At 68.2% G+C, this 25,491-nt stretch carries 25 protein-coding genes, 1 pseudogene and 1 riboswitch; of the genes and pseudogenes, 14 read left to right on the plus strand and 12 right to left on the minus strand.

Annotated elements, in window-relative coordinates:
- Positions 1-300: 300 nt before the first annotated feature.
- From BLV94_RS51775 to BLV94_RS13085, 4 genes and pseudogenes are all read left to right on the plus strand, one after another.
- Positions 301-1,494 (plus strand): annotated as a pseudogene (locus BLV94_RS51775) (C40 family peptidase).
- An 8-nt stretch (positions 1,495-1,502) separates the two neighbouring features.
- Complete coding sequence (locus BLV94_RS13075) at positions 1,503-1,847, plus strand: hypothetical protein (protein WP_054247568.1); 345 nt, start codon at positions 1,503-1,505, stop codon at positions 1,845-1,847.
- Positions 1,844-2,149 (plus strand): YbaB/EbfC family nucleoid-associated protein, encoded by a 306-nt coding sequence (locus tag BLV94_RS13080; RefSeq protein ID WP_072949010.1) that lies wholly within the window; start codon positions 1,844-1,846, stop codon positions 2,147-2,149. The genes BLV94_RS13075 and BLV94_RS13080 overlap by 4 nt, the downstream gene beginning before the upstream one ends.
- Positions 2,150-2,298: 149 nt before the next feature.
- Positions 2,299-3,546 carry a primosomal protein gene (locus tag BLV94_RS13085; protein ID WP_072949008.1) on the plus strand — a complete coding sequence of 416 codons (1,248 nt, stop codon included), beginning with the start codon at positions 2,299-2,301 and terminating at the stop codon, positions 3,544-3,546.
- Between the two features lie 19 nt (positions 3,547-3,565).
- Here BLV94_RS13085 and BLV94_RS13090 read toward each other — a convergent pair whose 3' ends face one another.
- Genes BLV94_RS13090 through BLV94_RS13100 form a run of 3 tightly spaced genes read right to left on the minus strand, consistent with a single transcriptional unit; the run spans position 3,566 to position 6,353 of the window.
- A complete protein-coding gene (locus tag BLV94_RS13090) occupies positions 3,566-4,651 on the minus strand; it encodes an adenosine deaminase (RefSeq protein WP_072949006.1) in 1,086 nt (361 codons plus the stop codon).
- A gap of 9 nt (positions 4,652-4,660) precedes the next feature.
- Positions 4,661-5,956: a thymidine phosphorylase gene (locus tag BLV94_RS13095; protein ID WP_072949004.1), complete on the minus strand. Its 1,296-nt coding sequence runs from the start codon at positions 5,954-5,956 to the stop codon at positions 4,661-4,663.
- Positions 5,949-6,353: a cytidine deaminase gene (locus BLV94_RS13100; protein ID WP_072949002.1), complete on the minus strand. Its 405-nt coding sequence runs from the start codon at positions 6,351-6,353 to the stop codon at positions 5,949-5,951. Before BLV94_RS13100 ends, BLV94_RS13095 begins: the two co-directional genes overlap by 8 nt.
- Positions 6,354-6,608: 255 nt before the next feature.
- Between BLV94_RS13100 and sdhC the strand changes: the two genes are divergently transcribed.
- The 6 genes from sdhC to BLV94_RS13130 all read left to right on the plus strand — a co-directional run bounded on the left by sdhC (position 6,609) and on the right by BLV94_RS13130 (position 12,554).
- Positions 6,609-7,013 (plus strand): succinate dehydrogenase, cytochrome b556 subunit, encoded by a 405-nt coding sequence (gene sdhC, locus BLV94_RS13105; RefSeq protein WP_005239889.1) that lies wholly within the window; start codon positions 6,609-6,611, stop codon positions 7,011-7,013.
- A 1-nt stretch (position 7,014) separates the two neighbouring features.
- Positions 7,015-7,458 carry a succinate dehydrogenase hydrophobic membrane anchor subunit gene (locus BLV94_RS13110; RefSeq protein ID WP_005239887.1) on the plus strand — a complete coding sequence of 148 codons (444 nt, stop codon included), beginning with the start codon at positions 7,015-7,017 and terminating at the stop codon, positions 7,456-7,458.
- Positions 7,459-7,473: 15 nt separating this feature from the next.
- Positions 7,474-9,225 carry a succinate dehydrogenase flavoprotein subunit gene (sdhA, locus tag BLV94_RS13115; RefSeq protein WP_072949000.1) on the plus strand — a complete coding sequence of 584 codons (1,752 nt, stop codon included), beginning with the start codon at positions 7,474-7,476 and terminating at the stop codon, positions 9,223-9,225.
- Positions 9,225-10,004 (plus strand): succinate dehydrogenase iron-sulfur subunit, encoded by a 780-nt coding sequence (locus tag BLV94_RS13120; protein ID WP_005256985.1) that lies wholly within the window; start codon positions 9,225-9,227, stop codon positions 10,002-10,004. Before sdhA ends, BLV94_RS13120 begins: the two co-directional genes overlap by 1 nt.
- Positions 10,005-10,159: 155 nt before the next feature.
- Positions 10,160-11,155 carry a malate dehydrogenase gene (locus BLV94_RS13125; protein ID WP_072948998.1) on the plus strand — a complete coding sequence of 332 codons (996 nt, stop codon included), beginning with the start codon at positions 10,160-10,162 and terminating at the stop codon, positions 11,153-11,155.
- A gap of 118 nt (positions 11,156-11,273) precedes the next feature.
- Positions 11,274-12,554, plus strand: a complete 1,281-nt coding sequence (locus BLV94_RS13130) for a D-alanyl-D-alanine carboxypeptidase family protein (RefSeq protein ID WP_072948996.1) — start codon at positions 11,274-11,276, stop codon at positions 12,552-12,554.
- 10 nt (positions 12,555-12,564) lie between these two features.
- On the opposite strand, the gene yhjD is transcribed toward BLV94_RS13130, so the two are convergent.
- The 5 genes from yhjD to BLV94_RS13155 all read right to left on the minus strand — a co-directional run bounded on the left by yhjD (position 12,565) and on the right by BLV94_RS13155 (position 18,170).
- Complete coding sequence (gene yhjD / locus BLV94_RS13135) at positions 12,565-13,587, minus strand: inner membrane protein YhjD (protein WP_072948994.1); 1,023 nt, start codon at positions 13,585-13,587, stop codon at positions 12,565-12,567.
- Between the two features lie 4 nt (positions 13,588-13,591).
- Positions 13,592-14,626, minus strand: coding sequence for a tryptophan--tRNA ligase (trpS, locus tag BLV94_RS13140; protein ID WP_072948992.1), 1,035 nt, complete (start codon positions 14,624-14,626; stop codon positions 13,592-13,594).
- Positions 14,627-14,678: 52 nt separating this feature from the next.
- Positions 14,679-15,485 carry an exodeoxyribonuclease III gene (locus BLV94_RS13145; protein WP_074933964.1) on the minus strand — a complete coding sequence of 269 codons (807 nt, stop codon included), beginning with the start codon at positions 15,483-15,485 and terminating at the stop codon, positions 14,679-14,681.
- A 35-nt stretch (positions 15,486-15,520) separates the two neighbouring features.
- A complete protein-coding gene (locus BLV94_RS13150) occupies positions 15,521-16,744 on the minus strand; it encodes an MFS transporter (protein ID WP_083395565.1) in 1,224 nt (407 codons plus the stop codon).
- 202 nt (positions 16,745-16,946) lie between these two features.
- The gene (locus BLV94_RS13155) at positions 16,947-18,170 is read right to left on the minus strand and encodes an NADP-dependent isocitrate dehydrogenase (protein ID WP_072948985.1); all 1,224 of its coding nucleotides are present in this window, start codon (positions 18,168-18,170) and stop codon (positions 16,947-16,949) included.
- Between the two features lie 275 nt (positions 18,171-18,445).
- A riboswitch (SAM riboswitch) is annotated at positions 18,446-18,566 on the plus strand.
- Between the two features lie 116 nt (positions 18,567-18,682).
- Here BLV94_RS13155 and BLV94_RS13160 point away from each other — a divergent pair.
- Both BLV94_RS13160 and metX read left to right on the plus strand, forming a co-directional pair.
- On the plus strand, positions 18,683-19,966 hold the full coding sequence (locus BLV94_RS13160; RefSeq protein WP_072948983.1) for a bifunctional o-acetylhomoserine/o-acetylserine sulfhydrylase: 1,284 nt from the start codon (positions 18,683-18,685) through the stop codon (positions 19,964-19,966).
- A gap of 2 nt (positions 19,967-19,968) precedes the next feature.
- Positions 19,969-21,087 carry a homoserine O-acetyltransferase MetX gene (gene metX, locus BLV94_RS13165; RefSeq protein WP_378675937.1) on the plus strand — a complete coding sequence of 373 codons (1,119 nt, stop codon included), beginning with the start codon at positions 19,969-19,971 and terminating at the stop codon, positions 21,085-21,087.
- A gap of 30 nt (positions 21,088-21,117) precedes the next feature.
- Here the strand turns inward: metX and BLV94_RS13170 are convergent, their stop codons facing one another.
- The 3 genes from BLV94_RS13170 to BLV94_RS13180 are packed head-to-tail and all read right to left on the minus strand — an operon-like array spanning position 21,118 to position 22,903.
- Positions 21,118-21,402: a DUF3017 domain-containing protein gene (locus BLV94_RS13170; protein ID WP_072948979.1), complete on the minus strand. Its 285-nt coding sequence runs from the start codon at positions 21,400-21,402 to the stop codon at positions 21,118-21,120.
- 1 nt (position 21,403) lies between these two features.
- On the minus strand, positions 21,404-22,264 hold the full coding sequence (locus BLV94_RS13175; protein ID WP_174705571.1) for a bifunctional methylenetetrahydrofolate dehydrogenase/methenyltetrahydrofolate cyclohydrolase: 861 nt from the start codon (positions 22,262-22,264) through the stop codon (positions 21,404-21,406).
- Between the two features lie 33 nt (positions 22,265-22,297).
- Positions 22,298-22,903 (minus strand): pentapeptide repeat-containing protein, encoded by a 606-nt coding sequence (locus BLV94_RS13180; protein ID WP_072948976.1) that lies wholly within the window; start codon positions 22,901-22,903, stop codon positions 22,298-22,300.
- A 43-nt stretch (positions 22,904-22,946) separates the two neighbouring features.
- Here BLV94_RS13180 and BLV94_RS13185 point away from each other — a divergent pair, with 43 nt between their 5' ends.
- Complete coding sequence (locus tag BLV94_RS13185; RefSeq protein WP_072948988.1) at positions 22,947-23,414, plus strand: tRNA (cytidine(34)-2'-O)-methyltransferase; 468 nt, start codon at positions 22,947-22,949, stop codon at positions 23,412-23,414.
- On the opposite strand, the gene BLV94_RS13190 is transcribed toward BLV94_RS13185, so the two are convergent.
- The gene (locus BLV94_RS13190; protein ID WP_072948974.1) at positions 23,395-24,339 is read right to left on the minus strand and encodes a LysR family transcriptional regulator; all 945 of its coding nucleotides are present in this window, start codon (positions 24,337-24,339) and stop codon (positions 23,395-23,397) included. The genes BLV94_RS13185 and BLV94_RS13190 overlap by 20 nt on opposite strands.
- An 89-nt stretch (positions 24,340-24,428) precedes the next feature.
- Here BLV94_RS13190 and BLV94_RS13195 point away from each other — a divergent pair, with 89 nt between their 5' ends.
- Complete coding sequence (locus BLV94_RS13195) at positions 24,429-25,478, plus strand: TDT family transporter (RefSeq protein WP_072948972.1); 1,050 nt, start codon at positions 24,429-24,431, stop codon at positions 25,476-25,478.
- Positions 25,479-25,491: the final 13 nt, after the last annotated feature.

The raw sequence follows: 25,491 nt of genomic DNA on the forward strand, positions 1-25,491 counted from the left end.
AGTATTGCCGAGTTCGCGGCCATAGCCGCGACCATGTCCGTGGAGATGCAGGCCGCGGGTCTCGGGGCCGCCGCCGCGGGACCGCTGCTGCTCGGTCCGGTCTTCGGGGTGATCGGCCGGCGATTTCGTCGCCGCCTTCGCGACAGCGCACGCCGCGCACCTGGCCTCCATCGAGAAGCTGTCCGGCGTGCTCGGCGGAATCAGCGCGACCGCGCTCGCGAATGCCGCCGCGTACGAGGGCACCGAGGCGGCCACCACGGCCGCGCTCGCCGCGGACGCGGTCGGGCTGGAGGCCTGACAGTGATCCCCATCGACCTCCTCACCCGCCCGATCCTCGATCTGCTCGGCGCGTTCGGCAGCGGAGTCCTTCCCGCAGGCGGACCCGCCGACGCCCTGCGCGCGTCCTCGATCGCCATCGACGCGGTGAACGACACCGGGCGCACAGGCATCAGCTCGATCTACGGCGACTGGCAGGGCAAGGGCGGCACCGGTGCGATCGTGAAGACCGAGGAGGCGCAGCGTGCGACGGTCGCGGTCTCCGATCGCGGCAACGACATGGCTGCCGTCGTCGCCGAGGCCTCCGAGATCGTCCGGCCAGGAATGCTGCAGTTGCAGGAGATCCTGCAGTCGTTCATCTCCCTCGCGGTCGCGGCCGGACCCGCCCTCGTCACCCCGCCCGGTCAGGCGATGATCGTCGCGGCGGCACTCGACCACCTCGGCCGGCCACCGCGGTCGTCGCGAAGGTGCGGGCCGAACTCGCCGAGCAGACCGGGAAGATGGTCACCCTCACACCGGCCGAAGACATCCCGTCCGCGCCCGCCGCCACCGCACCCGCGAGCACGACCGCAGCGAGCACGGCGCCCGCCTCCGCGGCCCCCGTCGCACCCGCGGCTCCGACGTGGTCAGCCGTGCGGCGTCCGGGTTCGTGAGTTCCTCGGGTTCGTCGCCGATGTCGGGCCTGACGAGCATCTCCGCCCCGGCCACGCACTCGTCGGGCGGATGCGCGGCGGGCGGGTCGCGGGCGGATTCCCTCACGGGCAGATCGGGAGGAGCCGGTCAGGCGCCGTCCACCTCGGATCCCGCCCACGGCGGCGAGGGCGTCGAGGTGGTCCTGCCCGACGGCAGCACCGCCGTCGCCCCCAACAAGGCAAGGAGGCGGCCGACGCCGTCCGCAACGCGCTGTCGCAGCAGGGTGTCCCGTACGTCTGGGGCGGGACGTCGCCCGGCGAGGGCCTCGACTGCAGCGGGCTGCCCCAGTGGGCCTACGGCGAAGCGGGCGTGGGTCTTCCGCGCCTGGCGCAGGAACAGAACGTCGGCACTGCCGTCGACCCGGGCGACCTGATGCCCGGCGACCTCGCCGTGTGGGACGGCCACGTGGCGATGGTGATCGGCAACGGCCAGCTCGTCTAGGCCGGTGATCCCGTGCAGGTCGGTCCGATCCGAACCAGCAACAGCGGCATGGGCTTCTACGGCTTCTACCGACCCACGGAATGACAGGAATCATGTTTCCCCCCACCCCGCCCCCGGCCGGCACCACGGCCGCAGTCAGCAATCGCTCCGGCACCGTCTCGGTCCGGACCACCGAGCAGGGTCTGCCGCTCGAACTCCGCATCGATCCGCGCGAACTCCGCTACGGCGGCCAGCGGCTCGCGGACGAGATCCTGACCCTGTGCCGGCGCTCGGCGATGGAGGCCGGCGCGCGCCGCCGCGACGAACTCGCCCGTGACGGCATGCCCGCCGAGATCCTCGACAAGCTCGGGCTGCCCACGCGCGCCGACGTCGCCGCCGCGCAGGCGATCGAGGACGAGGAAGAACCCACCCCGACGAGCTGGATGCGGCCACTGTGAGCGAACACGACATGGATGCGATCGTCGGCCGGGCCACCGAACAGGTGAACCTGCTCGAGGAGGCCCTCGCCGGGCTGCAGTCGATCACGGCGCGGGCGTCGAGCGAGTCCGATCAGGTGACGGCCGAGGTCGACGGGAACGGCACGTTGACCGGTCTGTGGATGGACGATTCCATCGCGAGCCTTGACGCCCGCACTCTCGCGGCGATGATCACGAGCACCACCCAGGAGGCGGCCCGGCTCGCCACCGAACAGCGGACCCGGGTCCTGGCGGCGCTGCAGGACGGGTTCGGGAGGGTGTGACCTCACTGTCCGGCGAAGTCGCGGACCGTGGCGTACCGGGTCGAACGTTCCGGGTCGCGGCCGCCGCGGCACGGCGGCGACGGGCGTCGGAAACGGTCCGCACACAGCCCGGGTATAACTTTGGCCGCGGGGTCGATAGGCTTCGCGCCATGGCTGGAGACATCGTCCCGATCGAACTCGGTCTCACCGACGGCGACCTCGTGACACTGTGGGCACCACGGTGGCGTGAAGGCGACGACGAGTGGGAAGCATTCCTTGGTCACGAGGAAGACCTCTACGGGTTCGAATCAGTGGCAGAACTCGCTGCCTTCATCCGCACCAATACCGACAACGACCTCGTCGAGCACCCCGCGTGGGGCGTGGTGTCCGGGCTCTCCGCCGCCGAACTCGAGCCCGACGAGAACTTCTGCTTCGATCTGATCGGTGTGCCCGAGCTGGCGGCGAGTGACCCCGACGCCGTCGTCGTGAGCGAACTCGAAGACACCCTCAACATGGTGCGCAACATCGGTGAGGTCTGCGAACTGGACGCGGTCACCAAGTTCTTCAGCGCGAATCCCATTCTCGGTGCGCTCCCGGCAGGCGCCAGCGCTTTCGAGGGACGCGAGGGCGAGGAACTGTGGGCGCAGATCGGGACTGCGATCGCGAAGGGCTGGGATGACGTCCTCGACGCCGTCGACAACATCGTCGCCACCCCCGAGGTGGACGCCGAGGCTGTAGCCGTGGCCGAGGCCGAACTGGTGGCCGCCGACGAGAACACCGTCGACGTGGACGACGTCGCCGAGGAGGCCGAGGAAGACGAGGAGTTCGTCGCACTCGACCTGAACACCGAGGACGACGAGGAGGAAGACGACTCGTTCTGGGGTGCGGTGGGTGTCGACCCCGTCAAGATCATCACGTCCGGGGAGACGTACTTCACGCTCCGGTGCTACCTCGACGACGACGCGATCTTCCTCGGGCGTGACGGCGCGATCTTCGTATTCACGTCCGAGCGGGCACTGGCCCGGTACCTCGCCGACAACCACGAGCACGCCCTCGCTCAGGTCAGCACGTACGAGGAGATCCAGGTGGCGGCGGTCGACGGGTCGCTTGAGGTCGAGGTCACCGACGAGAACGTGTACGTCCTGCCCGGACTCGCCGACGACCTGGCCGCAGGCCCGGAGTCCGTCGACGCGGACCAGCTGGACCTCGCCGTCGAATTGTTCACCGATGCAGCCGATTTCGCCGACGACGACTCGGTGGAAACCGCGCTCGCGTCGTCCGACCCGCTGGGCTGGTACGTCTCGTTCGTCCTCAACCCGGACCCGACGCGGATGGCGCCGAGCGCGCCCTTCGACGCCGAGGCCGAGGCGTGGCGGACGCTCGAGCGGGAATTCGAGGCCCGCCTGCGGAAGGTCTGAGCGCCCGCCGACGGGACGCTCAGCCCACCAGCACGGCGAATCCCGGCTTGATCACCTCGTCGATCAGCTGCAGCCGCTGATCGAACGGGATGAACGCCGACTTCATCGCGTTGATGGTGTAGCGCTCGAGATCCGTCCAGCCGTAGCCGAACGTCTCGACCAGGCGGAGCATCTCCTGACTCATGCTGGTGTCGCTCATCAGCCGGTTGTCGGTGTTGACCGTGACGCGGAACCGCAGCCGGGCGAGCAGGTCGAACGGATGGTTCTCGAGCGCGTCCACGGCCCCGGTCTGAACGTTGGAGCTGGGACACAACTCCAGGGGAATCCTCTTGTCCCGCACATAGTTCGCGAGCTTGCCGAGCACCGGGACACCGTCGTCGCCGATCGTGATGTCGTCGGTGATCCGGACCCCGTGGCCGAGGCGGTCCGTGCCGCAGAACGCAATGGCCTCGTGAATGGACGGCAGGCCGAACGCCTCACCCGCGTGAATGGTGAAGTGCGCATTGCTGCCCCGCATGTACTCGAAGGCGTCGAGATGGCGGCTGGGCGGATTCCCAGCCTCGGCGCCTGCGATGTCGAATCCGACGACGCCTCGGTCCCGGAACCGGATCGCCAGTTCCGCGATCTCCCGGGACCGCGCCGCGTGCCGCATCGCGGTGAGCAGGACGCCGATCCGGATGTTCTGGCCGCGCACCTCCGCCGCGGACTCCCCCGCCTCGAATCCGAGCAGGACCTGTTCCACCACCTCGTCGAGGGTCAGCCCCTCTTCGAGGTGCTGCTCCGGGGCGAACCGGACCTCGGCGTAGACCACGCCGTCGGCGGCGAGGTCCTCGGCGCATTCACGGGCGACGCGTTCGAGCCCTGCAGGTGTCTGCATGACGGCGACGGTGTGGGCGAACGTCTCGAGGTACCGCTCGAGGGACCCGCTGTCCGCGGCCTCCCGGAACCACTTCGCGAGCGCGGGCGCGGTGTCGGCGGGCAGCGCGTCGTAGCCGCAGTCGCGGGCGAGTTCGAGAACCGTCTCGGGCCGGAGACCTCCGTCGAGATGGTCGTGCAGCAACACCTTCGGCGCTCGGCGCAGGGCCGACAGATCCAGTGCGGTCATGGGACGACGTTAGCGTGAGGGATCCTCTATCCGCTCGATGACGAGCGGTGTCGTCACCGGCGGCGCGTCGGCCACGACGGTCCAGGCTTCGGAAAGTGCGGCTTTCGCGGCGGCGAACCGTTCGGGCGTGTCGGTGTGCAGCGTGACGAGCGGGGTGCCCACCGACACCGTCTCCCCCGGCTTCGCGTGCAGTTCGATGCCGGCCCCGGCCTGCACCGGCTCGCCCTGCCGTGCGCGGCCCGCACCGAGCCGCCACGCGGCGAGCCCGACGGCCATGGCGTCGAGACCGCACACCACACCGTCGGACTCGGAGAGCAGCACCTCAGTGTGCCGGGCCGTCGGCAGCGGGGCGTAGGGGTCGCCGCCCTGGGCGGCGATCATTCTCCGCCAGCGGTCCATGGCGGAGCCGTCCCGCAGCTTGTCGGCCGGGTCGACGCCGTCGATTCCGGCTGCCTTCAACATTTCTCGGGCGAGCTCGAGGGTCAGCTCCACGACGTCGGACGGGCCGCCCCCGGCGAGCACCTCCAGCGATTCCCGCACCTCCAGCGCATTGCCCGCGGTGTGACCGAGGGGCGCGTCCATCGCCGTGAGCAATGCCATCGTCCGCACCCCGGCGTCGTTCCCGAGGTCGACCATCGTCTGGGCCAGCTCGCGTGCGTCGTCGAGCTTCTTCATGAACGCGCCCGAACCGACCTTCACGTCGAGGACCAGTGCGCCGGTGCCCTCGGCGATCTTCTTGCTCATGATCGAGCTGGCGATCAGGGGAATCGACTCGACCGTCCCGGTGACGTCCCGCAGTGCGTACAACCGCCGGTCCGCCGGCGCCAGGTCCGAGCTTGCCGCGCACACGACGGCGCCGACCTCGGGGTCGGACAGGATCTCGGCCATCTCCGACGTGTCGAGGTCGGCCCGCCAGCCCGGGATCGACTCGAGCTTGTCGAGGGTTCCGCCGGTGTGGCCCAGCCCCCGCCCCGACAGCTGCGGCACCGCGGCGCCGCACGCGGCGACCAGTGGTGCGAGCGGGAGCGTGATCTTGTCGCCCACACCACCCGTCGAGTGCTTGTCCACGGTGGGGCGGCCGAGGTGAGTGAAGTCGAGGCGGTGACCGGACGAGATCATCGCCGTGGTCCAGCGACTCACCTCCTCGCGCGTCATCCCGCGGAAGAAGATCGCCATCGCCAGAGCCGACATCTGCTCGTCGGCCACGACACCTCGGGTGAATGCCTCCACCACCCAGTCGATCTCTGCACCGGACAGTTCTCGGCCGTCGCGTTTGGCGGCGATGATCGACGACGCGTCATGCATGGGTGATTCTCCCCTTCTCCTCCGGACCGAAAGCGTCCGGCAGCAGCTGTTCCAATGGGCGCACGCCGGCCCGGTGGTCGACGAGCAGTCCGGGGCCGCCGTGCTCGAAGAGAATCTGCCGGCAGCGTCCGCACGGCATGAGTATGTCGCCACTCGCGTCACAGCAGGTGAAGGCGATTAATCGCCCGCCGCCGCCCGCAAACAAGTTACCGACCAGTACGCATTCGGCGCAGAGCCCCAAACCGTATGAGACATTTTCCACATTGCATCCGACGACGATTCGTCCATCGTCCACCAGCGCCGCCGATCCCACCGCGAACCCGGAGTAGGGCGCGTAGGCCCTCTCCATCACCTCATGCGCGTTGGCGCGCAACAGTTTCCAATCGATCTCGACCATGGTTACCCATCCAATCACGTGGGCTGAATGGATGCAGAGAATCGCCCAGGACGGCCCGATCCGTATTGGAGAGGCAAACCTAAGTTCATTTGCAGGGGCGGTACGAACCCCGACTCGAATTAGTTCCCGCGTTTCTGTTGGGTTTAGAGTTCAGAGAAGTCGGTTCAGGATCACGTCGGGTCCCCAGTTGTGGTATGTCCGCAACGCTGCGCAGACTCGACACGTCCACCAATGACGTTGGAGGCACAGCACTCGATGAGTACTACGACTGAAGCCGCTCCGGCCAAGGAGCGCACACGGTCGCTTTACCGGGGCGACCCCGGAATGTGGTCCTGGGTTTTGCACCGGATCACAGGCGTAATGACGTTCTTCTTCCTATTCGTGCACGTGCTGGACACCGCGCTCGTGCGGGTGAATCCCGACACGTACGACAGTGTCATCGAGACCTACAAGAACCCGATCGTCGGGCTCATGGAGCTCGCTCTCGTCGCCGCGGTGCTGTACCACGCACTGAACGGTGTCCGGGTGATGCTGGTGGACTTCTGGTCCAAGGGACCGCAGTACCAGCGCCTGATGCTCTGGGTAATCCTCGCGATCTGGTTCCTGGTGATGATCCCGGGCGCAGGCCGCATCTTCTACAACATGTTTGCGGGGCACTGACATGACGACAGAAGCCAAGAGTCTCGGCAAGACCTACGACCGTCCCGCCAGCCTGGACAACCCGCGCTCTCCGCGCCGGACCTCGAAGAACAACTTCGAGCTGTACGCCTGGCTGTTCATGCGGTTCTCCGGTCTCGCACTGATCTTCCTCGTGCTCGGCCACCTCTTCATCATGCTGATGCTCGACGACGGTGTGCACCGCATCAACTTCGCGTTCGTCGCAGGCCGCTGGTCCAGCCCGTTCTGGCAGTTCTGGGACCTCACCATGCTGTGGCTTGCCCAGCTGCACGGCGGAAACGGACTCCGCACGGTCATCGCGGACTACTCCCGCAAGGACTCCACGCGCTTCTGGCTGACCACGATCCTCGTTCTCTCGATGATCCTGATCATGGGCCTCGGCACGTACGTCATCTTCACCTTCGACCCCAATATCTCGGCGAGCTAGGGGAGCACAGACTTCATGCAGGAACACCGTTATGACGTGGTCATCGTCGGTGCCGGCGGCGCCGGCATGCGCGCAGCGATCGAGGCCGGTCCCCGCGCCCGCACCGCGGTACTGACCAAGCTCTACCCCACCCGCAGCCACACCGGCGCGGCCCAGGGCGGCATGTGCGCCGCGCTGGCGAACGTGGAGGAAGACAACTGGGAGTGGCACACCTTCGACACGGTCAAGGGCGGCGACTACCTCGCCGACCAGGACGCCGTCGAGATCATGGCCAAGGAGGCCATCGACGCGGTGCTCGACCTCGAGAAGATGGGTCTGCCGTTCAACCGCACGCCCGAGGGCAAGATCGACCAGCGTCGTTTCGGTGGTCACACCCGCGATCACGGTAAGGCCCCCGTGCGCCGCGCATGTTATGCCGCGGACCGCACCGGTCACATGATCCTGCAGACGCTCTACCAGAACTGCGTCAAGCACGACGTCGAGTTCTTCAACGAGTTCTACGCCCTCGACATCGCGATCACCGAGACGGAGAACGGCCCGGTCGCCACCGGCGTCATCGCCTACGAGCTGGCCACCGGCGAGATCCACGTCTTCCACGCGAAGTCCATCGTGTTCGCCACCGGCGGCTCGGGACGCATGTACAAGACGACGTCCAACGCGCACACCCTCACCGGTGACGGCATGGGCATCATCTTCCGCAAGGGCCTCCCGCTGGAGGACATGGAGTTCCACCAGTTCCATCCGACAGGCCTGGCCGGGCTCGGCATCCTCATCTCCGAGGCCGTGCGCGGTGAGGGCGGCATCCTCCGCAACGCCGACGGCGAGCGGTTCATGGAGCGCTACGCCCCCACCATCAAGGACCTCGCACCCCGTGACATCGTCGCGCGGTCGATGGTTCTCGAGGTCCTCGAGGGACGCGGCGCGGGACCGAACAAGGATTACGTCTACATCGACGTGACCCACATCCCCGAGGAAGTCCTCGACGAGAAGCTCCCCGACATCATGGAGTTCTCCCGCACGTATCTCGGTGTGGATCCGGTCAAGGAACCCGTGCCGGTGTACCCCACCTGCCACTACGTCATGGGCGGCATCCCCACCAGGATCAACGGTGAGGTCCTCCGCAACAACGACGAGATCGTCCAGGGCCTGTACGCCGCGGGCGAGTGCGCCTGCGTGTCCGTCCACGGCGCGAACCGTCTCGGCACCAACTCGCTGCTCGACATCAACGTCTTCGGACGCCGCGCCGGCATCGCCGCCGCCGAGCACGCCAACAACAGCGAGTTCGTCGCCCTGCCGGAGACGCCCGAGAAGATGGTCGACGAGTGGATGGCCACCATCCTGTCGGACCACGGTCACGAGCGGGTCGCGGACATCCGCACCGAGCTGCAGCAGTCGATGGACAACAACGCCTCCGTGTTCCGCACGGAAGAGCGCCTCACCCAGGCACTCAAGGACGTGCGTGCACTGAAGGAGCGCTACAACCACATCACGGTGCAGGACAAGGGCAAGCGCTACAACAGCGACCTGCTCGAGGCCATCGAGCTCGGCTTCCTCCTCGAAATGGCGGAGGTCACCGTCGTCGGCGCGCTGAACCGCAAGGAATCGCGCGGCGGCCACGCCCGCGAGGACTTCCCGGACCGCAACGACGCCGAGTACATGAAGCACACGATGGCATACAAGGAGGGCGACGGCCTGCTCTCCGACATCCGTCTCGACTACAAGCCGGTAGTCCAGACCCGCTACGAGCCGATGGAGCGTAAGTACTGATGAGCGCACCTGCAGTCGACAAGAGCGAGAACAAGTCGGATCTCCCTCCCGTTCCCGAGGGCGCCGTCATGGTCACCCTCAAGATCGCGCGGATGAACCCGGAATCCGGCGAGGGTCAGCACTGGGACAGCTTCCAGGTTCCGGCGCTGCCGACGGACCGCATGCTGAACCTGCTTCTGTACGTGAAGGGCTACCTCGACGGCACGCTGACGTTCCGCCGCAGCTGCGCCCACGGCGTGTGCGGTTCGGACGCGATGCGGATCAACGGCGTCAACCGTCTGGCCTGCAAGCTCCTCATGAAGGACATGCTGCCCAAGGACGGCAAGCCGGTGACGATCACCGTCGAGCCCATCAAGGGCCTGCCGGTGGAGAAGGACCTCGTCGTCGACATGGAGCCGTTCTTCGACGCGTTCCGCGCCGTGAAGCCGTTCCTCATCACCACCGGCAACGAGCCCACCCGTGAGCGCATCCAGTCGCAGCACGACCGGGCCCGTTTCGACGACACCACCAAGTGCATCCTGTGTGCCTGCTGCACCACGTCGTGCCCGGTGTACTGGAGCGACGGCAGCTACTTCGGTCCCGCCGCCATCGTCAACGCGCACCGCTTCATCTTCGACAGCCGTGACGAGGGTGCGTCGGAGCGTCTCGACATCCTCAACGACAAGGACGGCGTCTGGCGGTGCCGGACCACGTTCAACTGCACCGACGCGTGCCCCCGCGGCATCCAGGTGACGAAGGCGATCCAGGAAGTCAAGCGCGCGCTGCTCTTCGCACGCTGACCCGAGGTCTTCTCAGCACGTTCCAGGGCGCCCCCGGCCACTTCGGCCGGGGGCGCCCTGCGTCGTGTCCAAGCTCACTGTCCGAGCCGTCCCACGGTGAGATCCCCGCGCTAGTGTCGAGAACGGATGCTCCCGACGAACAGCGAGGTTCACACATGACGCAGTCGCCCACTCCCGCAGTGGTCACGGTCACCGGAGCGGCAGGAAGTATCGGTTACGCGGCGCTGTTCCGGATCGCCGCGGGCGCGATGCTCGGCCCCGACACTCCGATTCGACTGCGGCTCTTGGAAATTCCGTCCGCCGTGTCCGCGGCCGAAGGCACCGCGATGGAGCTCGACGACAGCGCCTTCCCTCTCCTTCGCGACGTCGAGGTGCACGACGACCCGAAGCGGGGTTTCGACGGCACCGACGTGGCCCTGCTCATCGGATCGCGTCCCCGGTCCAAGGGGATGGAGCGCGGCGACCTGCTGGCCGCGAACGGGCAGATCTTCACCGTGCAGGGTCGCGCGATCAATCAGGTTGCCGCGGAAGGCGTCCGGGTGCTGGTCGTGGGCAACCCGGCCAACACCAACGCGCTCGTCGCCGCGAACAACGCCCCCGACGTACCCGCGGAGCGGTTCACGGCGCTGACCCGGCTCGACCACAACCGCGCGATCGCCCAGCTCGCACGGCACTCCGGCGCCGCGGTGAAGGACATCAGCCGCGTCACGATCTGGGGCAACCACTCCGGCACCCAGTACCCCGACATCTTCCACGCGCGGGTCGGGGACCGGTCCGGCGCCGAGTTCGCCGCGGACCGCGAATGGCTCACCGGCGACTTCATTCCCACCGTCGCGAACCGGGGCAGCGCGATCATCGAGGCCCGCGGCGCATCGTCCGCGGCCTCCGCCGCCAACGCCGCGATCGACCACGTGCACGACTGGGTGCTCGGCACCCCGGACGGCGACTGGACGTCCGTGGCGCTGCCCTCCACCGGCGCCTACGGGGTGCCGGACGGGCTCGTCAGCTCGTTCCCGGTCCGGTCGGTCGACGGGGCCTGGCAGGTCGTGGAGGGGCTGGAGATCGACGACTTCTCGCGGAAACGGATCGACGCGTCGGTGGCCGAACTCGAATCCGAACGCGACGCCGTCCGGGGCATGGGTTTCCTCTGATCCGGCGTCACTCTTCCGGAACGGTCGCAACGACGTCACGAAAGCGTGTCGACACGTGTCCGTTTTCGGAAGTCGACCGGTCGTCGCATACGCTGCCTCTTCGATGATGTGGCGTCGAGTGTGTACCGCGGTCGTGTCCGGAACCCTGCTGGCCGGACTCTCGGTGAGCGCTGCCGGGGCGATCCCGCCCCCGGTCCCCTCCTCCCCCATCTCGGCGCCGTTCACCATCCCGAACACCGACGACTGCCCGCACCGGTCGGCCCCGGCCCCCGCGATCGACCTGTCCGAGGTGCCGCAGCCCGGCGATCCGGCACCGACCGCCGTGTCCGTGCCCGACCAGCCGGTGGGCGGGCCGAAGCTCGCCGAATGCGGGGTGACGCTCCCCGACGGCGCCCCCGCGCTGCCCGCCGACATCGTGGCGTCCGGCTGGGTGCTGGCCGACATCGACAGCGGCGACGTGCTCGCGGCGAAGGACCCGCACGGCCGGTACCGCCCGGCCAGCACCATCAAGATGCTGCTCGCGCTCGTGGCGCTGGGCGAACTGGACCTCGACAAGACCGTGACCGCCACCGCCGAGGACGCCGCGGTGGAGGGCAGCGCGGTCGGGATCGGCAAGAACGGTCAGTACACGAACCGGCAGCTGATGCAGGGCCTCGTCATGGCGTCGGGGAACGACGCCGCCCACCTCCTCGCCCGGCAACTCGGCGGCGACGCCGCGACGGTCGAGAAGATGAACCGTCTCGCCGACACCCTCGGCGCTCACGACACGAGGACCGCGACCCCGTCCGGACTCGACGGTCCCGGCATGAGCAGTTCGCCGTACGACCTCGCGCTGATCTTCCACAACGCGATGAAGAACCCGACGTTCGCGGAGCTGATCTCCACGGAAACCGTTCAGTTCCCGGGCTTCCCGAAGGATCCCGCGATCCCGGAAGACCAGGACCGGCCGCCGTTCGCGCTCGCCAACGACAATCAACTGCTCTACAACTACCCGGGCGCGCTGGGCGGCAAGACCGGATTCACCGACGATGCGCGCCACACGTACGTCGGCGGCGCCGACCACGACGGCCGCCGCCTGATGGTGACGCTGATGGGAGCCGAGGCGCAGCCGATCCGCCCGTGGGAACAGGCAGCGCGACTGCTGGACTACGGTTTCGCCCTCGACCGCGACGCCCGGGTGGGTTCGCTGGAGGACCTGTACCCGGCCGAGGACGGCTCGTCCGCGGTGCTCGCCGCACCGCCGCAACAGGATTCGGCCGCTGCCACGAGTTCCGTCGTCGCCTCGGGTTCCGACCATCCCGACAACACGCTGGCCCTGCGGGCGGGTGTGGGGATCGTCGGGGCGGCCGTCGTCCTCGTGCTGGTGCTCTGCGCACGCCGGCTGTCCCGCAGGCGCTGACGCTCCCGGATCAGCGCTTGTTGCGGGTGAACAGTCCGGACAACCCGAGCGCGGCGAGGGCCCCCACACCGACCAGGGCGAGTCCCCCACGCACACCCGGACCCTCGTGGACCTCGATCCGCGGCGTGATGACGGCCGGATCCGGCGGCGGCACGAACGCGAGCGCCATGCTGGCCCTGGTGGTCGCGGCCCACGCCGTCGAGAAGAGCAGCATCCGGCAGGTCAGGTAGATGAACACGAGCAGACCGATGATCGGGCCGAACGCCACGCCTGCCGGACCCGCGGTGACCGCCGTGAGATAGATGGCGCCGACCTGCTTGAAGATCTCGAACACCACGGCCGCGAGCAGGGCCGCCTTGATCGCACTGCGGAACGTCACGGGCTCCCGGGGCAGTCGGGCGATCACCCAGGCGAACACCGCCCACGTCGCGACCAGCGAGAGCACGGTCGACAGTGCGCGCAGTCCGGCGTCGACGCCGGTCACCTCGTCGAGGTTGAGCACCTCGACGACCGTGCGGGCCACCGGACCACTGCTCAGCGCGGACGATCCGATCGAGACGATCATCGCCAGGCCCAGCCCGAGCAGAGCGCCCACGTCGCCGAGCTTGGTGCGCACGAATCCCTTCGTTTCGCGCTGGCTCTCCCACATCGCCGTGAGCGCGTCGCGCAGGTTCGCCATCCATCCCAGACCGGCGTAGGCGGCGCCGAGCAGACCGAGGACACCCACGCTGGCGCGGGACGCGATGGCCGAATCGATGATGGTGTTGAGCGTGTCACCGAGACTTCCGGGCACGTTCTTCGTGATGCCGTCCTGCAGTTCCTGCAGCAACTCCGGCTGCCCGGCGAGCACGAAACCGGCGATGGCGAACGCGACCATCAGGATCGGAATCAGTGCGAGCACACTGAAATACGTGATACCCGCCGCGTAGTAGTCACCCTTCTGATTCTGGTACCGCTGGGCGGCCCGCATCAGATGGTCGAACCAGGGGCGCGCTGCCCGCTGCTTGTCGAGAAAACTCGGTTCGTCAGCCACAGTGCTATCCCTTCGGTGTCAGGAACCCTACCTTCTCGTACACGGCCGCCAACGTCTGCGACGACACTTCACGGGCCCGGTGGGCACCGGCCGCGATGACACGATCGAGTTCCGCCTCGTCCGAGAGGTACCCCTCCACTTTCGCTTTCAACGGTGTCACGAATTCGGCGAGAACGTCGGCCGTATCGGTTTTCAGGTCGCCGTAGCCCTTGCCCTCGTACCCGGCGACCAACGTCTCCACGGGGGTGCCGGACAACGCCGACTGGATGGTGAGCAGGTTGCTCACACCGGGCTTGGCCTGCGGGTCGTACCGGATCTCCCGCTCGTTGTCGGTGACGGCGGACTTGATCTTCTTCGCCGACACCTTGGGGTCGTCGAGCAGGTTGATCAGGCCGGCCGGGCTCGGACCGGACTTGCTCATCTTCGACATCGGATCCTGCAGGTCGAAGATCTTGGCGGTGCCCTTGATGATCTGGGCCTCGGGAATGACGAACGCCTTCCCGAACCGGGTGTTGAACCGCTGAGCGAGGTCGCGGGCCAGTTCGAGGTGCTGACGCTGGTCCTCGCCGACGGGGACCCGCTGTGGGCGGTACAGCAGGATGTCGGCGGCCATCAGCACCGGATACGTGAACAGCCCGACGCTGGCGTTCTCACTGCCCTGCTTCGACGACTTGTCCTTGAACTGCGTCATGCGACTGGCCTCACCGAAACCGGTGATGCAGTTGAGAACCCACGCCAGCTGCGCGTGCTCGGGGACCTGGCTCTGGACGAACAGCGTGGCGCGGTCGGGGTCGATGCCCAGCGCCAGCAACTGTGCCGCCGCGATCTTCGTGCGGCGGCGGAGTTCCTTCGGGTCCTGCGCCACCGTGATCGCGTGCAGGTCGGGGATGAAGTAGAACGCGTCGAAGTCGTCCTGCAGAGGCACCCACTGCTGCAGAGCACCCAGGAAATTGCCGAGGTGGAACGAGTCGGCGGTGGGCTGGATGCCGGAGAGCACCCGCGGTTTCGCGGTGGGTTTCTGAGCTGCAGGGGTCGACATGAGTATTGATCTTTTCACGTGTGCCGTGACGACACGAATCAGATACCGCCCGTCAGCGGTACTGGACGGTGACCGGCGCGTGATCGGACCACCGCTGGTCGTAGGTTTCGGCGCGCTCGACGACGGCCTGCTTGGCGCGCTCCGCCAGTTCGCGGGTGGCGATCTGGTAGTCGATGCGCCAGCCGGAGTCGTTGTCGAACGCCTTCCCGCGGTACGACCACCACGAGTACGGTCCGGCGACGTCCGGTTCGAGCAGGCGCACGACGTCGGACCAGTGCGCGTCCTCGGCGAACAGCGCGGACATCCATTCCCGCTCGTGGGGCAGGAACCCGGAGCTCTTCTTGTTCGTCTTCCAGTTCTTCAGGTCGAGTTCGGTGTGGGCGATGTTCCAGTCGCCGCAGACCACGACGTGCCTGCCTGCCGCGACGGCGGCCTCGGCGGTGGCGGTGAGGTACCGGGCGAAGGAGTCCATGAACCGCTCCTTCTCCTCCTGCCGGGCTGTCTGGGCCTCCCCCGAAGGCAGGTACAGACTCGCCACCGTGAGGTCGTCGAAGTCCGCCTCGATGTAGCGGCCCGCGGCCGCGAACTCCTCGTCACCGTGGCCGACGCGGACGGCGTCGGCCGGCTTCCGGGACAGGATCGCGACGCCGTTGCGCCCCTTCGACGACGGTTCCGCGGACGCCAGGTTCCATCCGCCCTCCAGGGCGGGCGCGAGGGTCTCCGCGAGCTGCTCGTCCGACGCCCGCGTCTCCTGCAGGCAGACGACGTCGGCCTCCGTGCGCTCCATCCACTCGGTGAGCCCCTTGCGGGCGGCCGCGCGGACTCCGTTGACATTGACGGTGGTGATGATGTGTGGCACGGCAAGCACCGTAGCGGACGCGTACGACAGCGCGGCTACCGAGACGAACGGGCGCTGCGGCGTTCCATCGCGACGGCCACGGTGAGGACCACGAGGCCCGCGACGGCGAGCAGCGCACCCACCGCGGCGGGTGCCGTGTAGCCGTAGCCGGCGGCGATGACGACGCCACCGATCCACGCCCCGAACGCGTTCGCGATGTTGAGGGCCGCGTGGTTGAGCGACGCGGCGAGGGTCTGGGCGTCGGCGGCGACGTCCATCAGCCGGGTCTGCAGGCCGGGAACCATCGACGCGCCCGCGGCGCCGACAAAGAACACCAGCAGCAGCGCCGTGTACGGGTTGTGCGAGGCCATCACGAAGATGCCGAGCACCACCCCGAGCGCCGTCATCGCGGCGAACAGACCGGGAATCAGCGCCCTGTCGGCGAGCGCCCCGCCGATCAGATTGCCCGCGACCATGCCCAGCCCGTAGATCATCAGGGCCAGCGGCACCAGCGACCGCGACAGCCCGGCGACGTCGGTGAGGGTCGTGCTGATGTAGGTGTAGACGGCGAACATGCCACCGAACCCGACCATGCCGATGATCAGCGTCATCCACACCTGCGCACGGCGCAGGGCACCGAGTTCGGTGAGCGGATTCGTCATCCGCATCGCGGCGAGCGCGGGAACCCAGGACCAGATCGCGCCCAGCGTCACGACACCGATCAGTGCGACGAGGGCGAAGGCGCTACGCCAGCCGAAGGCCTGGCCCAGCCACGAGGCGGCGGGAACACCGACGACGTTGGCCACCGACAGTCCCATCATGACGAGCGCGACCGCCCTGGCGCGCTGGCCGCGCTCGGCGAGGTGCGCCGCCACCAGGGCCGCGACGCCGAAGTAGGCGCCGTGCGGGAGGCCCGCGACGAACCGCGCGGCCATCAGCACCCCGTAGTTCGGTGCGAACACGGTGGCGGCGTTGCCGATCGTGAACGCCGCCATCAACGCGATCAGCAGCGTCTTGCGGGGCACCCGCGCGGTGAGCGCGGCGATGAGCGGCGCGCCCACGACCACGCCCAGGGCGTACGCCGAGATGACGTGCCCGGCCGTCGGCTCGGTGATCCCGAGGCTCGACGCCATCTCGGGAAGCAGTCCCATCGCCACGAACTCGGTGGTGCCGATCCCGAAGCCGCCGAGCGCGAGCGCGATCATGGCGAGCTTGCGGACGGACGGATGTTGCGCGATGACACCGAGGTGCTCGGGGCGGACCGGGGTGGAAGTGCTCACAGCAGGACTTTCGACTAGGCAGCAATACGACTACGCGGCGCACGGCGCCTCGTAGCGCAACGACCCACACCGGAATTCTCTTCCCCGGATTCCGCGTTTCGCGCCGCGAGCGGCCGTGAGATGACTCACCCGGCCCCGGAGACGCGAAACGGGACGACCCCGGCGAGGGGCGTCCCGTTTCGTACTGCTGCGGCGTCGGTGCCTACTGCTCGGCGATGGCCTTCTGGAGGTTGATGTCCAGTGCACCGAGGAATTCCTCGGTGGTCAGGTAGCCCTGGTCGCCGCCGACCAGCATCGCGAGGTCCTTGGTCATCTGGCCACCCTCGACGGTCTTGATGACCACGTCTTCGAGCTTCTGCGCGAAGCCGATGACGTCGGGGGTGCTGTCCAGCTTGCCGCGGTGCTCGAGTCCACGGGTCCACGCGAAGATCGACGCGATGGGGTTGGTGGACGTCGGCTTGCCCTGCTGGTGCTGACGGAAGTGACGCGTCACGGTGCCGTGTGCGGCCTCGGCCTCACACGTCTTTCCGTCCGGGGTCAGCAGCACGGAGGTCATGAGGCCGAGCGATCCGAAGCCCTGCGCGACGGTGTCGGACTGGACGTCGCCGTCGTAGTTCTTGCAGGCCCAGACGTAGCCGCCCTCCCACTTGAGCGCCGACGCGACCATGTCGTCGATGAGGCGGTGCTCGTAGGTGAGTCCTGCCGCGTCGAATTCCGGCTTGAACTCGGTCTCGTAGACGTGCTGGAAGATGTCCTTGAACGCGCCGTCGTACGCCTTGAGGATGGTGTTCTTGGTCGACAGGTACACCGGGTAATTCTGCTGCAGGCCGTAGTTGAGCGAGGCGCGCGCGAAGTCCTCGATGGACTTGGTGAAGTTGTACTGACCCTGGACGACGCCGCCGCCGTCGGGGAAGTTCACCAGTTCGTGCTCGATCGGCTCGCTGCCGTCCTCGGGCGTGTAGGTGATCATCACCTTGCCGGGGCCGGGGACCTTGAAGTCGGTGGCGCGGTACTGGTCGCCGAAGGCGTGACGGCCGATGATGATCGGCTTCGTCCAGCCCGGAACCAGTCGCGGGACGTTGGAGATGATGATCGGCGCGCGGAAGATCGTGCCACCGAGGATGTTGCGGATGGTGCCGTTGGGCGACCGCCACATCTTCTTGAGGCCGAACTCCTCGACGCGTGCCTCGTCCGGGGTGATCGTCGCGCACTTGACGCCGACGCCGTGCTTCTTGATGGCGTTGGCCGCGTCGACGGTGACCTGGTCGTCGGTCTCGTCCCGGTACTCGATACCGAGGTCGTAGTACTCCAGGTTCACATCCAGGTAGGGATGGATCAGCTTGTCTTTGATGAACTGCCAGATGATGCGTGTCATCTCGTCGCCGTCGAGTTCGACGACGGTGCCCTCAACCTTGATTTTGGACATGGGTGCTTCGCGTCCTCCTAGGAAGATTCCCTGGTTACACGGTTGCGGGCGCACTTCGTGAGTGGGTCCGCGAACGGTTCGCTTGTCAAACGTAGACGGTCGATGCGGCCGCTGGAGAGACCGCACTTAAACAAGACAAGCGTACTGCTATGCCCGGGGCGCGCAAGATGTGGGTGCGAAATCCCCCTCCCTACCAGCTGGTAACTTTTCGCTGCCAGCGGGCCTGATCGGTGCCGTTTCCGGTCGCTTCGCCGCAGCCGCTAAGATTCAACAGAGGTCATGAGTGCCAGCAACGAGCCCCGGCTAGCTGGCCGGCAACCCTCCGCCGCGGTGGGGTGCCCCGGGTGATGACCTGGTTCCCTGATTCATACAACAGTCGGGTGACAAGCGCGGGTCCGACATCGGAGGTTCATGATGCGTTGTTGTTGTCGTAGATAGACCCCAGACAGCCCTGTGCGCGAACGAACCAGTTCCTCGTCCGCGCCTCGTCAGACCACTGGAGTAGACAGCACATGACCGAGAACTGGTCGTTCGAGACCAAGCAGATCCACGCCGGGCAGACGTCCGACGCGACCACCAAGGCGCGGGCGCTGCCGATCTACCAGACCACCTCGTACACGTTCGACAGCACCGATCACGCTGCCGCGCTGTTCGGTCTGGCCGAGCCCGGCAACATCTACACCCGCATCATGAACCCCACCCAGGACGCCGTCGAGCAGCGCATCGCCGCCCTCGAAGGCGGCGTCGCCGCCCTCATGCTGTCGTCCGGGCAGGCCGCCGAGACGTTCGCGATCCTGAACCTCGCCGAGGCGGGCGACCACATCGTCTCCAGCCCGCGCCTGTACGGCGGCACCTACAACCTCTTCCACTACACGCTGCCCAAGCTCGGCATCGAGGTCTCGTTCGTCGAAGACCCCGACGACCTCGAGCAGTGGAAGAACGCGATCCGGGACAACACGAGGGCGTTCTACGGCGAGACCATCTCCAATCCCCGCAACGACGTGCTCGACCTGCCCGGCATCTCCGGCGTCGCACACCAGCACGGACTCCCGCTGATCGTCGACAACACCGTGGCCACCCCCTACCTGATCCGCCCGCTCGAGCACGGCGCGGACATCGTGGTGCACTCGGCCACCAAGTACCTCGGCGGTCACGGCACGGCCATCGCGGGCGTCATCGTCGACGGCGGCACGTTCGACTGGACCCAGGGCCGGCACAGCAGCTTCACCACCCCGGACCCGAGTTACCACGGCGTCGTCTACTCCGAACTCGGACCGCCCGCGTTCGCCCTCAAAGCCCGCGTGCAGTTGCTCCGCGACCTCGGTTCCGCGATCTCCCCGTTCAACGCGTTCCTCATCGCGCAGGGCCTCGAGACGCTGAGCCTGCGGATGGAACGGCACGTGTCCAATGCGACCGCCGTCGCCCAGTACCTGGAGGCACGGCCGGAGATCGTGTCCGTCGGATACGCCGGGCTCCCGTCGTCACCGTGGTACGACCGGGCGAAGCAGATCGCGCCGAGGGGTGCGGGTGCCATCGTGACGTTCGAACTCGCCGGCGGCATCGACGCGGGCAAGAAGTTCGTCAACGCACTCACCCTCCACAGCCACGTCGCGAACATCGGTGACGTCCGCTCGCTGGTGATCCACCCGGCGTCCACCACACACTCCCAGCTGACCCCGGAGGAGCAGGCCGCCAGCGGCGTCACCCCCGGACTGGTCCGCCTGGCGGTCGGCATCGAAGGGATCGACGACATCATCGCCGATATCGAGTCCGGAATTACGGCGGCGGCATCTTGACCGTGAGCGCAGTGCAGAACCTCCCCGTGGCCGACGGACGTCTCGGCACCGTCGACATCGGATCGCTCGAACTCGAGAACGGCGCGGTGATCCCGTCCGTGACTCTCGCCGTGCAGCGGTGGGGCGAACTGTCCCCGAACCGTGACAACGTGGTGCTCGTCGAGCACGCCCTCACCGGCGACTCCCACGTCACCGGCCCCGTCACCGACGAGCACCCCTCCCCCGGATGGTGGAGCGGAATGGTCGGTCCGGGTGCGCCGATCGACACCGACGAGTGGTGCGTCGTCGCGACCAACGTCCTCGGTGGCTGCCGCGGCACCACCGGTCCCGGTTCGGTCGCGGAGGACGGGCGCCCGTGGGGCAGCCGCTTCCCGGAGATCACCATCCGCGACCAGATCGCGGCCGAGAAGAAGTTCACCGACCTTCTGGGGATCGACAAGCTGGCGTCCGTGGTCGGTGGTTCGATGGGCGGCATGCGCGCGCTCGAGTGGGCCGTGACGTACCCGGACCAGGTTGCGTCGGCGCTCGTTCTCGCGGTCGGCGCCCGTGCGACCGCGGATCAGATCGGCACGCAGACCACGCAGATCGAGGCCATCACCAGCGACCCCGACTGGCTGGGCGGCGACTACCACGGCACCGGCCGGACCCCCCGGACCGGACTGCGCATCGCCCGCAGGATCGCGCACCTCACGTACCGCACCGAGAGCGAACTCGACTCTCGGTTCGCGAACTCGCCGCAGGACGGCGAGGACCCCTGGCGCGGCGGGCGGTACTCCGTCGAGAGCTACCTCCAGCACCAGGCCGACAAGCTGGTCGGCAGGTTCGACCCGGGCACGTACGTGCTGCTGTCCGAGGCCATGAACCGGCACGACGTGGGCCGCGGCCGCGGGGGTATCTCGGCGGCGCTGGGGGCGATCACCGCACCCGTCATCGTGGGCGGCGTCGACTCCGACCGCCTGTACCCGATCCGCCTGCAGGAGGATCTGGCCGAGGACATCCCCACCTGCGACGGCCTGCGGGTACTCAACTCGCGGGACGGCCACGACGGGTTCCTCACCGAGGCTGCCGCCGTCGCGAAACTGCTGTCCGAAACGATGCAACTGGCACGCGCCGGGCGCTGATCCCGCGCCGGGCGACGCCCGCTCGGACCGTCAGTCGGTTCCGAGCGGGTCGATCGACACGGCCAGCCAGACAATCGCGCCGCCGACGGCCACGAGTGCGCCCACGTCGAAGGCCTTGCTGCGCACCGCGAGCAGTCCGACGCGCTCCGACGGCATCGTCAACCGGAACGCTGCCGCGAGCAGGGTGGCGATACCGAACACGAACGCTCCCCGCCGCCACCGGTCCGCGAGCACGAACACCACGGCCACGACGATGACGACGAGGACTGCCAGCATCGGCAGGTTCTTCTTCGCGAACTGCCCCCAGTCGGCCATCTCAGCCGAGAGACGCTGCGACACGCTCAGCCCGCTCCACGACGTTGGTCAGCAGGAACGCGCGGGTCAGCGGTCCGACCCCGCCGGGGTTCGGGGACAGGAAACCGGCGACCTCGGCGACGTCCGCCGCCACGTCGCCGCGCAGCCCGTCCTCGGTGCGGCTCACGCCCACGTCGAGTACCGCGGCGCCGGGCTTGACCATGTCGGCCGTCACCAGCCCGGGAACACCCGCCGCCGCGATGACGATGTCGGCGCGCCGGACCTCCGCTCCGAGGTCCCGCGTGCGGGTGTGGCAGAGGGTGACGGTGGCGTTCTCGCTGCGCCGGGTGAACAGCAGGCCGATCGGGCGGCCCACGGTGACACCGCGACCGACGACGACGACGTGCGCCCCCTCGATCGGGACCTCGTAGCGGCGCAGCAGGTGCAGGATTCCGCGCGGCGTGCACGGCAGCGGCGCTTCCTTGCCCAGCACCAGGCGGCCGAGGTTGACCGGGTGCAGGCCGTCGGCGTCCTTGTCGGGGTCGATGCGCTCGAGCGCGGCGTTCTCGTCGAGCTGCTTCGGCACCGGGAGCTGCACGATGTACCCGGTGCAGTCGGGGTTGGCGTTGAGCTCGTCGATGGTGGCGTCGAGCTTCTCCTGCGTGATGTCCGCGGGCAGGTCGCGGCGGATCGAGGTGATCCCGACCTTCGCGCAGTCGTTGTGCTTGCCGCGCACGTAAGCGGCCGACCCCGGGTCGTCCCCCACCAGAACGGTGCCGAGACCGGGCGTGATGCCCTTGTCCTTCAGGGCGCTCACCCGCACCTTCAGGTCTTCGAAAATCTCGTCGCGGGTCGCCTTGCCATCGAGGATCGTTGCAGTCACGTGCCCCATTCTCTCAGGTTCGCCGAACCAGTGTCAGGCAGGTTCCACCACGAGCCCGTTGGCCGTCGCGTACGCGATGGCCTGGGTGAGTTCGATCTGCGCCTTGTCCAGTGAGGCCGCCGTCCACAGGTTCGCGTCGACGTGCGCCCCGCGCAGGTCCGCGCCGTCGAATTTCGCGCCGCCGGTGCGGGCCCCGAACAGGTCCGCCGAGCGCAGCACGGCCCGGCGGAGGTCCGTGCGGACGAGGTTGGCTTCCCGGAACCGGCAGTCCGTGAAATCGAGTCCGCGCAGGTCCGCGCCGCCCAACGACACGAGCGTGAAGTCGCACTCGTCGAAGACCATCGGGCGCAGCCGGCAGTTGTCGAACTCCGAACCGAGGAAGCTGCAATTGCGGAACTCGCTGTGCCACAGCGTCGTTCTGGTGAACGCGCACGAGCGGAACGCCGTCCCCACGTGGTGCGACTCGGCGAGGTCGGCGCCCGTGAAATCGCATTCGGTGAAGATCACCGACTCGGTGCGGAGTTCGCTCAGGTCGGCGTCACGGAAGTTGCATTTCGTGTAGTGCCGCCGCTGCCAGTTCTGCGCGGGGAGCCGTGCGTCGCCGTAGTCCTCACCCACCACCTCTTCGACCGGATCCATGCGTCCATCATGCCGCCTCACGGTGTGGCCCTAAGCTGTGCGGGTGTTCCGAGTGATGTTCCACCAACCCCGAATCCCACCCAACACCGGCAACGCCATCCGCATGGTGGCGGGCACCGGTTGCGAACTGCACCTCGTGGGACCACTCGGGTTCGACCTGTCCGAGCCGAAACTCAAACGGGCCGGGCTCGACTACCACGACCTGGCGTCGGTGACCGTGCACGAGAACCTGGAGGCGGCCTGGGCCGCGGTGGAACCGGCGCGGGTGTTCGCGTTCACCGCGCACGCCACCGTGTCGTACGCCGACATCGCCTACCGGCCAGGCGACGTCCTGCTGTTCGGTCCGGAGCCCACCGGACTGTCGGCGGAGGTGCTGGCCGATCCGCACGTGACGGAGCGGCTCCGCATCCCGATGCTGCCCGGCCGGCGGTCGCTGAACCTGTCCAACGCCGCGGCCCTCGTGACGTACGAGGCGTGGCGCCAGCACGGATTCAGCGGGGCTGCGCTGTAGCTCCGGCAGCCATGGCCCCGACGCCCGCGGCGGCGCCCGCGCCGAGGGCGATGTCGAGGAAGTCGCGGGCCGCGCCCTGCACCCCGCGCACCGGGTCCCAGACGGCCGACAACCGCCGCGGCAGCGTCAGCCCCTCCACCTGGACGGAGGCGAGCCTGCCGTCCGTCAGGTCGGCGGCGACCGCCAGCGAGGACAGCACCGCCGGAGCGTTGCCCGCCACGACGGCCGCCTTCACCGCCGTGCACGACGTCAGCTCCAGCAGCGGCGGGACGCACTGCGGGACCGCATTCTCGAGGGTTGTGCGTGTTCCGGACCCGGATTCCCGCTGGATCATCGGCGTCGCGGCGAGTTCGGACACCGGAATCGGCGACCGGCGCACCCATTCGTGCCCCGGCGGCACCACGACCACCAGGTGGTCGCGGCCGATCTCCCGCACCTGCAGTCCCGCCGGAATGTCCGGGCCCTCGACGAACCCGAGATCGGCCTCGCCCGACAGCACCCGGGCGGTCACCTCCGACGAGTTCAGCAGCCGGACGTTCGTGACCACATTCGGGTACTTGCGCCGCATCGCGACGGTCCACCCGGGAACCAGATACTCGGCGATCGTCATGCTGGCCGCGACCGTCAGGCCGGCCTGCCGTTCCCCTCGCAGCGCCGCGACTCCCGACGCCAGCTCCTCCGCCGTGGCGAGGATGTGACTCGCCCATTCGAGGATGAGCGCACCCTCCGACGTGGGCCGCACCCCGCTGGCGCCGCGGCTGAACACCTTGATGCCGAACTGGCGCTCGGCCGACCGCACCCGGGCGCTGACGGCCTGCTGGCTGAGCCCGTGCTCGCGCCCCGCCGCACCCATGCTTCCGAGCCGCTCGACGGACAACAGGACGTCGAGGGCACTGAGTTCGGGTACTCGGGGAGACAGCGGCACAACCCAAGGCTAGTCCCACAAACGTGATTTGTGGGCATTCAACGACAAGCCTTCTACCGGCCACGACGATGCGACGGCAAGCTCTGGGTATGACCCCGAATTGGTTCGCAGCAGTGATGGGCACCGGCATCCTCGCAGTCGTCGCCGCCGCATTTCCGGCCGGCGTTCCGGTGGTCCGGACGGCCTCCGAGGTCTTCTGGCTGATCGCCGTGACGCTGCTCGTGCTGCTCACGACCGCACTGGTTCGGCACTGGATCCGCCGCCGCGACGACGCACTCGCCGACGCGCGCAGCCACACGATGTTCCCGTTCTACGGCGCCGTGTCGATGGCAGTGCTGACCGTCGGCGCCGGCACCGGATCCGCGGGTCACGCACTTCTCGGCGACGTCGCCGTCCCCGCCTCGGCCACACTCTGGACGATCGGGACCGGCATCGGGCTCGTCACCTACGCCGTCATGGCCCGCAGGCTGACCCGGCCCCACCAGGTGACACCGGTGCCGTCCTGGCTCATGCCCGTAGTACCGCCCATGGTGTCGGCCGCCTCCGGATCCGCACTGGTCAAACACCTTCCCGAGGGCGCACCTCAGATCGCGATGCTGGTGGTCTGCTACTCGCTGTTCGCGCTGGCGCTGAGCGCCGCGGTGACCGTCGCCGTCGTCGTCGGCCGCCATCTGCTGAGCAACGGGCTCCCCGCCAACCCGCTCGTGCCGACGCTCTGGATTCCGCTCGGCGTGATCGGGCAGTCGGTGGCGGCGATCAATCTGCTCGGCGCGGCGTCCGGCCACGCCTGGCTCCACGCGGTGGGCGTCGTCTACGGGACCACCGTCGGCGCGCTCGGCGTCCTCGCCCTCGCGACCGTGGTCACCGTGACCGCCAGGGCCTTTCGCCGCGGGTTGACGTTCACCCCCAGCTGGTGGAGTTTCACGTTCCCCGTCGGAACCTGCGCGCTGGGAGCGAACTCCCTCGGCCTGGCGACGGACTCCGTCGTGATCGTCGGCGCAGGCGTGACCCTGTGGTGCGCGCTGGTCGTCATCTGGGGCACCGTCGCGGTCCACACACTGCGGCACGCCGCCGGGCGACTGGGTGAGCGCGGCGCCCGGGACGATTCCGCAGCCCACGCCTTCAGCTCGGCGCGCTGACCACGAACCGTGA

The sequence above is a fragment of the Rhodococcus koreensis genome, from assembly GCF_900105905.1.
GTDB lineage: Bacteria > Actinomycetota > Actinomycetes > Mycobacteriales > Mycobacteriaceae > Rhodococcus_F > Rhodococcus_F koreensis.